15 protein-coding genes are annotated in these 13,237 nt (G+C 38.0%); 8 read left to right on the plus strand and 7 right to left on the minus strand.

Annotated elements, in window-relative coordinates; translation table 11 throughout:
* Window positions 1-184 precede the first annotated feature (184 nt).
* The 5 genes from B879_RS00240 to B879_RS00260 form a co-directional block, all read right to left on the minus strand.
* Window positions 185-1,015, minus strand: coding sequence for a helix-turn-helix transcriptional regulator (locus tag B879_RS00240; protein WP_009183106.1), 831 nt, complete (start codon window positions 1,013-1,015; stop codon window positions 185-187).
* Between the two features lie 292 nt (window positions 1,016-1,307).
* Entirely contained in the window at window positions 1,308-1,937 is a 630-nt protein-coding gene (locus tag B879_RS00245) for a response regulator (RefSeq protein ID WP_009183107.1), read from the minus strand.
* A 327-nt stretch (window positions 1,938-2,264) separates the two neighbouring features.
* On the minus strand, window positions 2,265-4,280 hold the full coding sequence (locus tag B879_RS00250) for an ATP-binding protein (protein WP_009183108.1): 2,016 nt from the start codon (window positions 4,278-4,280) through the stop codon (window positions 2,265-2,267).
* A 5-nt stretch (window positions 4,281-4,285) separates the two neighbouring features.
* Window positions 4,286-4,477 (minus strand): hypothetical protein, encoded by a 192-nt coding sequence (locus B879_RS00255; protein ID WP_009183109.1) that lies wholly within the window; start codon window positions 4,475-4,477, stop codon window positions 4,286-4,288.
* Between the two features lie 109 nt (window positions 4,478-4,586).
* Window positions 4,587-6,092 (minus strand): S10 family peptidase, encoded by a 1,506-nt coding sequence (locus B879_RS00260; protein WP_009183110.1) that lies wholly within the window; start codon window positions 6,090-6,092, stop codon window positions 4,587-4,589.
* A gap of 217 nt (window positions 6,093-6,309) precedes the next feature.
* On the opposite strand from B879_RS00260, the gene B879_RS00265 reads away from it, so the two are divergent.
* The 3 genes from B879_RS00265 (at window position 6,310) to B879_RS00275 (ending at window position 8,159) form a co-directional block, all read left to right on the plus strand.
* A complete protein-coding gene (locus tag B879_RS00265) occupies window positions 6,310-6,660 on the plus strand; it encodes a single-stranded DNA-binding protein (RefSeq protein WP_009183111.1) in 351 nt (116 codons plus the stop codon).
* 161 nt (window positions 6,661-6,821) lie between these two features.
* Window positions 6,822-7,796, plus strand: coding sequence for a 6-phosphofructokinase (gene pfkA, locus B879_RS00270; RefSeq protein ID WP_009183112.1), 975 nt, complete (start codon window positions 6,822-6,824; stop codon window positions 7,794-7,796).
* 3 nt (window positions 7,797-7,799) lie between these two features.
* Window positions 7,800-8,159: a hypothetical protein gene (locus B879_RS00275; RefSeq protein ID WP_009183113.1), complete on the plus strand. Its 360-nt coding sequence runs from the start codon at window positions 7,800-7,802 to the stop codon at window positions 8,157-8,159.
* Window positions 8,160-8,173: 14 nt separating this feature from the next.
* On the opposite strand, the gene miaA is transcribed toward B879_RS00275, so the two are convergent.
* On the minus strand, window positions 8,174-9,091 hold the full coding sequence (gene miaA, locus B879_RS00280) for a tRNA (adenosine(37)-N6)-dimethylallyltransferase MiaA (RefSeq protein WP_009183114.1): 918 nt from the start codon (window positions 9,089-9,091) through the stop codon (window positions 8,174-8,176).
* Between the two features lie 53 nt (window positions 9,092-9,144).
* Between miaA and B879_RS00285 the strand changes: the two genes are divergently transcribed.
* The 5 genes from B879_RS00285 to B879_RS23065 all read left to right on the plus strand — a co-directional run bounded on the left by B879_RS00285 (window position 9,145) and on the right by B879_RS23065 (window position 12,889).
* A complete protein-coding gene (locus tag B879_RS00285; protein ID WP_009183115.1) occupies window positions 9,145-9,903 on the plus strand; it encodes an Hpt domain-containing response regulator in 759 nt (252 codons plus the stop codon).
* Window positions 9,900-10,277: a response regulator gene (locus tag B879_RS00290; protein WP_009183116.1), complete on the plus strand. Its 378-nt coding sequence runs from the start codon at window positions 9,900-9,902 to the stop codon at window positions 10,275-10,277. Before B879_RS00285 ends, B879_RS00290 begins: the two co-directional genes overlap by 4 nt.
* Window positions 10,278-10,288: 11 nt before the next feature.
* On the plus strand, window positions 10,289-10,567 hold the full coding sequence (locus B879_RS00295) for a hypothetical protein (RefSeq protein ID WP_009183117.1): 279 nt from the start codon (window positions 10,289-10,291) through the stop codon (window positions 10,565-10,567).
* Entirely contained in the window at window positions 10,564-11,328 is a 765-nt protein-coding gene (locus tag B879_RS00300; RefSeq protein WP_009183118.1) for an MBL fold metallo-hydrolase, read from the plus strand. The genes B879_RS00295 and B879_RS00300 overlap by 4 nt, the downstream gene beginning before the upstream one ends.
* 595 nt (window positions 11,329-11,923) lie before the next feature.
* Entirely contained in the window at window positions 11,924-12,889 is a 966-nt protein-coding gene (locus B879_RS23065) for an NFACT RNA binding domain-containing protein (RefSeq protein WP_009183120.1), read from the plus strand.
* Here B879_RS23065 and B879_RS00310 read toward each other — a convergent pair.
* On the minus strand, window positions 12,883-13,236 hold the full coding sequence (locus B879_RS00310; protein ID WP_009183121.1) for a hypothetical protein: 354 nt from the start codon (window positions 13,234-13,236) through the stop codon (window positions 12,883-12,885). The genes B879_RS23065 and B879_RS00310 overlap by 7 nt on opposite strands.
* Window position 13,237: the final 1 nt, after the last annotated feature.

Genomic DNA, 13,237 nt, shown 5'->3' on the forward strand with positions numbered 1-13,237 from the left:
AAAGTAGGTTTTAAAATAATTACCCTACAAACCTAGCCTCAAAGCCAAAAAATGGATAGTAAGAAAACGACATGTTTATTGAGAAGCGAGAGACGAGAAGCGAGATATTAGAATCAAGAGGCATGAATTAAGAAAAAAAGAGAATTGGAAAAAGATGGAGTGTCTCGTCTCTAATCTCTCGCTTCTAGAATCTAATTGCCTTCTGAAATCTCAGCGGTTTCCTTTTCAACTCCTCCTCCATCATCGTAGGTGTGATTCCGGCAAATTCCTTGAAGTCTTTGATAAAGTGCATCTGATCGTAATAACCGGAGAGATAGGCTATTTCTGACCAATTAGGGGTTTCGGATCTCTCAAAAAGTCTGTAGGCATTGGAAAACCTGATCAGTCGGGAATAAACCTTCGGAGAAAGCCCCAACCTTTCCTTACATTTTCTTTCAAATTGCCTCACACTCAAACAGGCCAAATCAGCCACTTGAGTGATTGGCATTTGACCTTGGTATTTGAGCATTTGGAATAATGCTTGGTCTACTGGCAATAGCTCCTTGATCTTGGTTAATTTGCCAAGCAAATAATGCTCTATGCATTCATGGATTTTATCCAATGACTCCATTTCCGCACACCTTTCCACTATGTCATTGATATCCGACCCCATCAATTCAAACCCGTCAAAACCATCATCAAAAATCTCTTCCATAGGAATGCCCAGTAACCTAAAAAGACCGCCTGGTCGGAAGCCTATTACTGCAACTGTATAATCATGGCTAACCGTCAACTCCATTCGGGTTATCTGCGGTCCCACTACGACAGCCTTGGGCCTTTCCTTAAATTCAGACTCATTGACTTTCTTGGCTTTGAACTTTTCTTTGATATATAAAAAAATACAATGCTGGGAGGTTGGGGGATATTGACCGACAATTGCCCTTTCCCCTGGCTCAAGAACATGATCCACCAAGAAAATACTTTGGACAAAACTTGCCAAAAGCGGATGAGGATCGAAAAATTTGAATCGAATCATATTTGTAACTTCATTTTAGCATCAAGACGTCTACTAATTAAAAGATATTCATGGATATTGGGATATTGATAGATATTGAACCTAATACAACCCTCCAAGCTATATCAATCGAGTATCAACAAATATCGATAAATATCCATTTTAAGAAGATCCAGACCTGCAAGGTTTTGAAAACCTGGCAAGTCTCCACCAATATCCTAATATCTAAAAATATCCACTAATATCTTTCTATTCACCCCAACCACATTCAATTCTTCAAAACCTTCGAGGTCTGAAAAAGACCTCAAAGGTTTTAGACCAACCCTTCATTAATCGCCTTGGATACCGCTTCTGTTTGGGAATGGACCTGAAGTTTTTCATAAATATGTTTGATGTGCGTTCTTACCGTATCGATGCTGATTTTGCAATCGGCTGCTATCAATTTGAAACTATTGCCTTTACTCAGAGAGACTAATACATCCTTTTCCCGCTCAGTCAGACCGTAATTGACAGATAACTGTGGCTTTTGCATAGACTGAATCACTAACTTCGCTACGGCTGGAGACATCGGCGCACCGCCTTCCAATATTTCCTCGACAGCAGAAAACAAACGGTTGGCAATGTATTTTTTGAGCAAATATCCGGAAGCCCCTGCTTTGATCGCATTCAGTACATTTTCGGAATCATCAAAAACCGTCAAAATCAGCACATAAGTCTCAGGGGATAATTTTTTCACCAAAGTCGTCGCCTCTATCCCTGTCCTTCCAGGCATCTCAATATCCATCAAAATCAGATCAGGCCTTAAGCTTTTCACCTGTTCTTCCACCTCATTGGCATGTGCAAAAGCCCCCAACAATTCCATGCCATCATTCAAGGTAACCATACTGCTGATGCTTTCGCGCAGGAGGTCATTGTCTTCATATAATAAAACCTTAATGGACATATTCTTGGTATTCAATGGAACTTTGTGTTATGGCAAACTCCTCTTATTGAAATAAATAGAAATATGCTTTTGTCGAAATATTTTGAAATAAGCTTTCGGAGAAATATCCTTTAGCCTTCCGCAGTCAAGTGTAATTAATTACATTGATAAATAACTTTGGTGAAATTTATTTCAACCTTATTACGCTAAACTGTCTATCGAAAAGAAGAGCTTATTTCCACTTTATTTCAATCAACATATTTCAACGTTATTTCTACCTTATTTCGCAGAGTATATTTCTTACACACTTAAATATCCGATTTTACTTTCAAAAAATAAATCCCCTAATCATGTGATAGGCGCACTGAGTTGAATGGAGGTGCCCTTCTGCGGGAGGCTCTCAATGGTCATGCTGCCTCCCATCATACTGGCTCTTTGTTGCATGTTAAATAATCCATTGCCTTTTTTGATTTGCTGTGGATCAAAACCCTTACCATCGTCTTTGATCAAAAGGCCAAGCATATTTCCCTCAATGCTTAATTTGATTTCCAAATGCTTGCTTTCGGCATATTTGGCGGTATTGTTCAAGGCCTCTTTAAAAATTAAAAACAGATTTCTTCTTTTTTCCAAATCGAGTTTGACATACTCTGCTCCTTCCGCTACCTCAAATTGGTAAGTAATTCCTTTGGGTTCTAAGATCTCTGCAGCAAACTCCTGCATTTTGCTGAGCAACTGTTCCAGGTTATCGTTATTGGGATGGATGGACCAGACGATGTCACTCAATTTGTCCATCATATTGGCAGTCTGGGAATTGATCTTTGAAAAAAGTACTTTGTTTGCTGCATCCTCCTTATGTAAAGCCATCTGCGATAAAATATGTATACTGGATAAAGTGCTCCCCAAGTCATCATGCAGGTCCCTGGCTATAGAGTTGCGTAATTTTTCCACTTCCAAAAGCCTCTTGGTACGCCCCACCACTCTGTATTTATTGACCAGAATACCCGCAAGCAAAATCAAAAAGAAAAATACTGCTATTATAAGATTTTGATTGGCTTTTCTTTTGGCTAACTCCAATTTATCCAGCTCCTTTTCCGCTATCAATAAACTGATTTCATTTTCTTTTAAATCCAGTGCATACTTGGACTCTAATTCTTTGAGCTGTGTCTGTAATGTTCCGATTCCGATTGAATCACGATAGGCATATTCTTTGGATTGGGCTTCTAATGCTTCTTGAAATTTACCCTGGGACTGATAGTATTCCTTTAAATTTTTAAATGCTGTGACAGCCTCACTGTATTGTTTTTGGTGCGTTGCGGTCTGAGTTGCCAACTTCAAACTTTGATAGGCCTCACTTTCTTGGGATAATATTCTTTGTACTTTTCCTAAATCAGCCAATACCTTAGCATCATAGGTACTCACTCCTGCTTCCTTCAGTACTTTCCGGGCCCTTTGGAAATGTTCTAAAGCCAACTGATATTCTTCCATCCCGATGTAATTCCTTCCTAGGTTATAAAGCTGTATACCAACCATTTCTTTCAAGCCCAACTCCTCCTGCATCTCCAAGGCCGATGTAAAATATTCTTTAGCTTTCTGGTGCTGCTCTGTGTCCATAAAAATATTGCCCAAATTTCCCAACACCATGGACTCCCCCCTTTTGTCCCCCAAAAGCTGTCTAAAATCAAGGGATTTTAAAAAGTACTTTTCAGACTCGTCATAATTCTTTATGTGGTAATGAGCAGTTCCCAGGCTGTTGTAGACAAAGGCCAGACCGGTCTTATTTTGGGTCTTTTCGAAAATCTCTAAAGCCTTATAACTCGCTTCAAAATTGGACTTTTGATCATCCATTTGCTTGTATACATTGGAAAGATTGATATATAGACCTGCCACATTATCCAATCCAATAACCTGATGGTCGAGGGCTATGGCTTTATTATAAGCTGAAAGCGCAGCTTCAAACTTCCCGATTCTATTTAGATGAATGCCTCTTCCATTATAAAGTGCATAGGCCATTTTTTGATCATTGAGATTTGCATTGATCAATTTTTCAGCCTTTTCAAAATAGAAATCCACGGAATCCAGTCTCCCTGTGGCTGAATAATTGCCGGCCAACCTTATAGCGGCACTGGCTTTGAACTTTTGAAAAGCAGGTTCTTCTTTCATGTTCAAAACAGCCCAATAATTTTCAGTAGATCGCTTTAGATCTGACCTTTCTAGATTGATTCCCAGATTCAACAGTGCCTTTATATGAAGGGTATCCTGTTGGTTTTTAGAAATAATCCCTTGCAGGCTATCCAAAAGTTGGGTTTGTGAAAAAACATCCGTAAAGAATCCAATCAAAATTAAGAAACATAAAATCTTCTTCATAAAAATCAAGGCGCTTGATTAAAAATCAATTGTTTAATTTTCCAAAGTACATTATCATACTTTTCCCAAAATAAAATAAAAGACTCCCAGACTTCTTCAAGTTCTTCATTTCTGGTGTCAGTCTTTGCCATTAAAACCGAATAACCTGTTAGTACGGGGATCAAAAAAAACAAGGGAATTAACTTAAAAGTCTTCATTTTTCTGCAGTTAAGTCTTACCCAATTTAGGATAAAAATTTGAAATCCAAAAAGTTATAAAAACAAAAAGGCTACTTCGATAATAGCCTTTTTGTTTTAAATCACATCTTTATTTCATGGTATCTTTTATAAAATCCTCCAAATCTGTTTTAAACTTTATCAAGGAAGGCATATGGGTATACATCATATGACCGGCTTCATAATAAGTCATGATAATATTATCCCTGATTTCTGGACGAAGATTCATTTGGTCTATGGTATGCTCAACCCCGTAAAAAACGGTAGCCAAATCATAGTAACCATTCATGATCAATACCTTGACATTAGGATCTTTATTCATCGCATCTGCCATGTCAATAGCCGTATTGATGGATATCATGGACCCCCAACCTTCGTTTCCTTTGTGTGACCAGTCCCATCGGAACCCGGGGGAAGCATAGGCAGAGGTTTTATAAGTCAGATCTTTACTTACCCCAAGGTCTCTATGGAAATAATCCAAGAATCCTGCAGTATAGGCTGGGGAGATGGCATCACTTTGGGGATCGGTTATAGCAAACTGATTCTGGGGCATTGGGTTAATACCGATAAACCTAGAATCCAACCTGCCTACAGTCATCCCATCTTCCCGCATAAGTTCATTGAAAAACTCTCTGGCGGTAATCCTTAAGTTTGAGCGTAACCAAGTATCCTTTGATACACCTGCATAGCGCTCCAATTTTTCAGCTACCCTCGCTTTTTCAGAATCACTAAGCCTTCCTCCTTTGAAAAGGGCAGGTAAATATTCCTCCTCGGTAAATTTCCTGACTTCATCAACAAATGCTTCCAGGTTAGGATTTTTGTTCTTCAATTTATCATGGTACCAAGCCGTAGTGGCATATGTTGGGAAATGGACCAAGTACGAAGTACTTTCCTGAACAGGGAAGGCAAGAGATCGGATATCGAAAACGGCTGAAACCATAACCACGCCATTAAGTGCATAACCTTTATCCAAAAGATATTTCATCACCCCTGCATTCCGCATGGTGCCATAGCTCTCTCCAAGAAGATATTTTGGTGATTGCAACCTATCGTATTCTTTTAGAAACTGCATGATAAATAGACTGATGGCCCTTATATCCTGATCCACACCCCAGAAATCCTTACCCTCTGCTTTTCCCACAGGTACACTTAACCCGGTACCTATAGGGTCCATCATTACTACATCCGCAATATCCAAAATAGAGTAATCATTATTTACCAATTCATAAGGGGCAGCCTTCGTATAACCCGGATCATTGACCACCACACGTTTTGGCCCCATCACCCCCATATGCAACCAATAGGAAGAAGATCCCGGCCCACCATTAAATGAAAAAATGATCGGTCTTTTGGATGGACCATCTTCCTTAAAGTAGGCTGTAAACCCATGTAGGGCAATAGGTTCGTTATTCTCATCTCTGAGCAACATGGTGCCTGCCCTTGTTTTCAGACTATGGTTCACACCATTAATTCGTACATTCTGAGTAGAACTAAATACCTGTGGTTCTGGAATAGGCTTTTCTATGGCCTTCTCCTGCCCTATTGCAGGTATGATTATCCAAAACAATAACAGTAAGAAAATATAATTTTTTCGCATGACACAAATAAGGTTGATTTGGATTTTAAGCTAATCATTTATTTCCAACATAGACACTAAATTTCTTTTAATCTCCCAAATTCAGGGATTAACCGAATATAATCGACTATATCCGTTTAATACCATCATGTTTTAATGATGTTTAATGATATTTGGTACAGCTGCATTTTTAAATCAGCATTTTGTATTTATCATTTTAACCTAAAACAATCATTCAATGAGCAGTATTAGAAACAGAGTCACGCTGATCGGGAGATTAGGTGCCAAACCAGAAATCAAAAGGTTTGATGATGGAAAAATAAAAGCCTCATTAAGCCTTGCAACGAACGATTACTACAAAAATCAAAAAGGTGAAAAAGTGGAAGAAACTACCTGGCATTTATTGATTGCTTGGGGCAAATCAGCCGAAATAATTGAAAAGTATACCGACAAGGGTTCTGAAATAGCTGTTGATGGAAAACTCACCAACAGAAGTTATACAGATAAAGATGGAGTAAAAAAATTCATTACAGAAGTATTGGTTGATAATGTGGCTTTATTGGGCGACAAAGTAGCTGCTAGCACCTAATACTATGCGTGGCCACCCACAAAATTTCTGGTATAAGATGAGTGGGTGGCCATACCATTTTTATGACTGTTCGTGGATTTATAACATTTAAAACTTTTGCGGGTTTCTTATTTTTAGATGTCTTTTTGAGTATTTTTACGCCTCATTAAACCTATTAATCCATGAAAAAAATAGCAGTTTTTACTTCAGGGGGTGATTCTCCTGGTATGAATGCATGCATCAGGGCAGTCGTCAGGACTTCCATTTTTAAAGGTATAGAAGTGTATGGTATAAGTTATGGCTATGATGGGATGATCAATGGCAATATCAAAAGAATGCAATCTCATTCTGTAAGCAATATTATACAAAGGGGTGGAACCATACTCAAATCAGCCAGAAGTGATGAATTCAGAACTTTCGAGGGTAGAAAAAAAGCCTACGATTTGCTACAAAAACATGGTATAGAAGGCATAGTTGCTATTGGAGGTGATGGCACATTTACGGGAGCCAAAGTTTTTTTCGAGGAATTTGGTATCCCAACCATTGGCTGTCCTGGCACCATAGACAATGACATTTTCGGAACAGACTTTACCATTGGTTTTGACACAGCTGTCAATACTGCGCTGGAAGCTATTGACAAAATTCGGGATACTGCAGCTGCCCATGATCGTATATTCTTCATTGAAGTGATGGGCAGAGACTCCGGTTATATCGCCCTGGAATGTGGCATTGGAGGAGGAGCTGAGTTTGTTATGATTCCGGAAACGGAAACAGACCTGAAGCGTGTGGTAAAATCCTTAAAAAATCTTCGAAAAACCAAAACCTCCTCTATCATAGTGGTGGCTGAGGGTGATGAAGAGGGAGGTGCTGAAGAAATCATGCAAAAAGTTAAAGAAAAAGTCAACGATCCAGAAAAAGAGTTTAAGGTAACAACACTTGGACATATTCAAAGAGGCGGAAATCCTACAGCCAGAGACAGGGTATTGGCCTCAAGGTGTGGTATGGCTGCAGTAGAAGGGCTTTTGGAAGGGAAATCCAACTGTATGGCAGGGGTCGTGAATGGAGAGGTAGTGTACACACCTTTCGAGGACTGCATTGGCAAACCCAAACAACTCAAAGAAGATCATTTAAAACTAATTGAAATCTTAAGTATTTAAACCATGGGATTTATTCCAGTAATCTTAACCATGTCAGCAGCCATTCTTTTATTTATCCTGGCTGTTCACAATTCATTAAAGTCAAAAAAATCCCAGATGGAAGAACTACGGTTCTCCATGGAGGAAGGTATCAAAGCTTTGACAAAGGATTTATCAGGTATGAATATGAAAGACACAGACGAATTGTCAGAAATTTTTCATACAGCAAAAAGTGCGCTGGAAGAAAGCCATCAAGAAGCCTTTCATCTGAAAGTAAGAAAACCTTATCAGCAAATCAAATTACTAAAATCACAATATAATCAGCTTATAGCCAGGAAACCTTACAGTTTTGTGGCAAAAATCATGGGACACCAGCCGATTTAACTATTCCCTAACTTTCATTTATTTTGAACCCGCTCCCGAATAAAGGCAAAGACATTATGCTCTTCTTCAGGATGAAACCATGTGATTTCCTGATCCCTACGAAACCATGTCATCTGTCTTTTAGCATATCTTCTTGAATTTCTTTTCAAAAGCCTTATGGCTTCTTCCTTATCATATTTCCCTTCAAGATAACCAAAAATTTCAGAGTAACCGACAGTTTGTAAGGCATTCAAATACCTAAAAGGAAATAAGGAATAAGCTTCTTCGAAAAGACCTTCTTCTATCATCTGATCCATCCTTAGGTCTATCCTTTGATACAGATCAGCTCTTTCTCTTTTGAGACCAACTTTAATCACCTCAAAAGGCCTTTGTTGTTTATGCTTTTTTCTAAATGAACTATATGGTTTTCCTGTTGCTCTACTAACTTCAAGTGCCCGCATTAACCTTTGGGGATTTTTCAAATCAACCTCTTGATAATAGGCTGGATCAACCTGTCGTAACTCGGATTGCAAGTGCTCAATTCCTTTATGCTCGTACAACTCAATCAAGGCTTTCCTGATACCAGGTTCAACTCCTGGTATTTCATCCATACCATTACAAACCACATCAACAAATAGTCCAGAGCCTCCTGTTAGGATTACCAAATCCTTATTCTCAAATAGTTTTTCCAGCAGTTTTAAAGTGTCTTTCTCAAATATTTTTACATCATAACTGTCAAAAATCGATTTGTGTCCTATAAAATGATGTGGAACCTCTGAGCGTTCTTTGATACTAGGCTTTGCCGTACCAATTTCAGTCTCTTTATAGAATTGCCTGCTATCTGCAGAAATAATTTCAGTATTAAATTTTTTAGCTAATTTTAAACATAATGAAGTTTTCCCCACCGCAGTGGGTCCTACAACTACAAGCAGAAATTTGGCAGAACTATTCAAAAGTATTGTATATTAATTGAAATAACCTGTTCCAAAATTATCAATAAAACCTGATGAAAAACAAAAAGATCCTGATTGCTGATGACAATGCACTCAACCGAAAGGTGTTTCAAAATATAATCGGACAGGTATATGATTATGATTTAGCTGAAAATGGACATGATGTCATAGAAAAAATAAAATCAAATCATTATGATTTGATTTTATTAGACATTCAAATGCCAAAACTAGACGGTATCAATACCCTCAGGCTAATCAAAGAAGAAAAACTCACCAATGCTCCCATTATCGCTGTTTCGGCTTTTGCCGAAATCAATGATAAGGCTTACTTTTTTTCAGCAGGTTTTGATGACTTTATTTCCAAGCCCATCAAGCCTAAACAATTATTGGAATCATTACATCAATTGATATCAAAATCTCCCGAAAACGCTCCAAAAGATGTTGAACAAAATCCGACGCATCAAACAGAAGTTTTGGATAAGGCTGTGTTGATCAAACTTTTAAAATTTAATTCAAAAGAAAACATTAAATTAGTTTATAATGATTTTATAGAAGAAACAGAGAAGCTTTTGGAGGAAATTGAATACTTGCTAAAATATGGAGAAGTAAATGAAATCGGCAGTAAACTTCACATCATCAAGGGCAATTCCGGGACCTTGGGAGCCAATTCAATTTACGAGTTCAGTAAGAAAATTGAATTAGACATAAAAACAGACAATTTCAACAATACTTTAAAAGATTATTTATATTTGAAGACCCTATTTGAACAATTTAAGCAACATTGTCAATCATCAGAATTTCTTAATTCATGACCCAAGTTAGAAAAGTATTGGTAGCCGAGGACAGTTCTGTCATTATTAACCTTACCAAAAATGTATTGATGTTTGAGAATTACCACATCACAGCAGTCAAAAACGGAAAACAAGTGCTAGAAAAACTGGCAAAAGAGGATTTTGATCTGATTCTGATGGACATCAATATGCCAGAAATGGACGGTATTGAGTGTACTACGGCTATCAGGGCACTTGAAAATCCAAATAAGGCCAATATCCCTATAGTAGCCATAACCGGTAATTACAAAAATTATACTATGGATGATTTCAAAAAAGCAGGCTTGAATGACTATGTTCAAAAACCCCTGGATTACGATCACCTGCTAGCTACTGTCAAGAAACATTTATCTTAACAGGTATTGTCATGGCCATCAAGTACACTAAAAATTTCCTCGATAAGCTAGAAAACATTTTTGCAGCTTCAGAGTATATTTTGAGGTATGAGAAGGGAAATTTCAAGTCAGGATATTGTGTTTTGAAAGAAAATAAAATTGTCATCATCAATAAATATTACACATTGGAAGGTAAGGTCAATACCCTTATAGATATCATTAAAGAATTGGAGTTTCACCCAAATGATTTTCAAGACAAAAAAATACAGGATCTACTCACCGAACTTCAGCAAACTGAATTAAAACTTTGAAAATAACATTTTTAGGCACAGGAACATCGCAGGGAGTACCAGTCATAGGTTGCGACTGTCCTGTTTGCAGTTCCCTGGATTTCAGGGACAAGAGAACCCGTAGTGCCTTGCACATGGAAGTGGACGGGAAAAGCATTGTGATCGATACAGGCCCTGACTTTCGAAGTCAAATGCTCAGAGAGAAAATCAACCAACTGGATGCTGTACTTTTCACACATGAACATAAAGACCATACTGCCGGCCTTGATGACATCCGCCCTTTTAATTTTTCTCAAAAAAAAGACATGCCCATATTTGGATCTCAAAAAGTACTGAGTCAAATAAAAAGGGAGTTTGCTTATATTTTTGAGGAAATCAAATATCCAGGAGTGCCTTCCGTGATTCCAAATGAAATAAGTAACAAACCTTTCATCGTAGAAAATATCCCTGTTTTGCCTATTCAGGTAATGCATTACAGACTACCAGTATTTGGTTTTAGGATCAAAGATTTCACCTACATAACCGATGCCAAATACATTGACAAGAAGGAAATTGAAAAAATCAAAGGTAGCAAAACCCTTGTCTTAAACGCTTTGCAAAAAACCCATCATATTTCTCACCTTACATTAGATGAAGCCATTGAAATGGTGAATATCATTCAGCCTGAAAACGCCTATTTTACCCATATAAGCCATAAGCTTGGCACACATCACGAAATTGAAGCCCAATTACCACCTCATATCAGGCTCGCTTTCGATGGCCTTAAGATTGAAATATACTGATGCATTTCAATTCACATTTTCTTCGCTTTTTATGCCCTGAGCTAAATAATAGGTTCCATGGCATGCAGGTTGTCACTTGTTTTTCACAAAATAAGGACGAATTGGTTATTGGATGTGCCGGTAACGATGAATCATGCTACATAAGGGCCAATTTACTACCTGTCATTTCCTGCATTTCTTTTCCTGAGGACTTCAAAAGAAGTAAAAAAACACTATAGCACTTTTCCCTGAAATTATCGGACAAACCATTACTGAAATCAGAGAATTCCATAATGAACGGGCCTTTAGAATAAATTTTCTATCAAAAGACTGCCTTGTTTTCAAACTTCATGGAACAAGAAGTAATGTTCTTTTTTATCCAAAAAGCTCAGACCTTCCTTCAAATATTTTCCGAAATGAATTAAGGGATGATAAAGCATTAAACCTTCAAACCATCGACAGAGAGCTTATCCTCGATTTTAAGGAATTTAAAAAACTAGAAGGCAATGCTTCAAAATTTCTTCCAACTCTGGGGAAAACCCCAAGAGAATGGCTAAAAGAAAAAGGCTATATTGAGGCTGATCTTGATGAAAGGTGGCTGCTTATTCAGGAGTTGATGGACTTAATGCAAACTCCTCATTATTATATCACCAAATCGGAACCTGATTATCAACTCACTTTATTGCCCAGTCAAGAATTTGTTTTTGATACTTCATCACCAATAGTTGCTTGCAATGAGTTATTTAGGTACAAGGTAGTTATCCAGGCTTTTGAAAAAGAAAAGCAGCAGCTGCTTAAAAACTTGGAAGAGCAGCGAAAAAGGACAGCTTCCTACATCCAAAAAACGCAGGCAAAACTAAATGAATTAAACAATGGGTTGGCACCTTCTCAACTTGCAGATGTGATTATGGCCAATTTGCATGCCATACCCAAGGAGGCTGAAGAGGTCTTTCTTTTTAATTTTTATACACAAAAAGAGGAGCGATTCTTACTTAAAAGAGGTTTAAGCCCGCAGAAATTCGCAGAAAACCTTTATAGAAAATCCAAAAACCGAAAAAGAGAAATTGACCAACTGGAGGAAAATTTAAGAGAAAAAGAAAGCTTGTTGGCACAAACAACATCCTGGTTATCAGAATTAGCAGAAATCCAAAACTTCAGAGAGCTAAAGGCATTCATTAAAACCCATCAACTGGGGTATAAGCAAAAAGAAAAAGAAGATCAGGTACCCTTTAAAAAATTTGAACTGGAGGGTTTTGATGTCCTCATTGGAAAATCAGCAAAAGCCAATGATGAATTGCTCAGAAGATTTGCATGGAAAGAGGACCTATGGCTACATGCAAAGGACGTATCCGGATCTCATGTCTTGATAAAGTACAGGTCAGGTCTCAATTTTCCCAAAACAGTAATCGAGCGTGCGGCTGAATTGGCGGCGTATTATTCTAAAAACAAAAATGAAAGCCTTGCTCCTGTCATTTATACCCCGAGCAAGTATGTCAGAAAAGTGAAAGGCTCTGCACCAGGGGCTGTAATGGTGGACAAAGAACGTATCCTCATGGTCAGCCCCAAAGGACCAGGTCAATAGACTTTTTTGGGCGGACCTAAACTGATTTTATTAAAGCCTCTTACCAAAACAACAGTTCCTGTAATACCAATCCCTCCGCCTACATACAACAATGTTTCTCCCAAGGCAGGTCGTGTCCCCAACAACTGCCCCCCAATGATGGTCACTGTATACCCAAGTGTCGCGATAAGGATCCCATTTTTGAGTTGCTTTTGGGATGAATATAAATTATTTTCAATTTCAAACACCCGTTTCTCCAAGACCATGATAGACCTTTGAAGGGAATCCTGAGTAATTGGTGTGGCAGTTTGACCGTTAGCAAAATTGACCAATCCCAGAAAAAGCCACAGGAAAAGAATTCTTTTCATG

This window comes from Cecembia lonarensis LW9, from assembly GCF_000298295.1.
Taxonomy (GTDB): Bacteria; Bacteroidota; Bacteroidia; order Cytophagales; family Cyclobacteriaceae; genus Cecembia; species Cecembia lonarensis.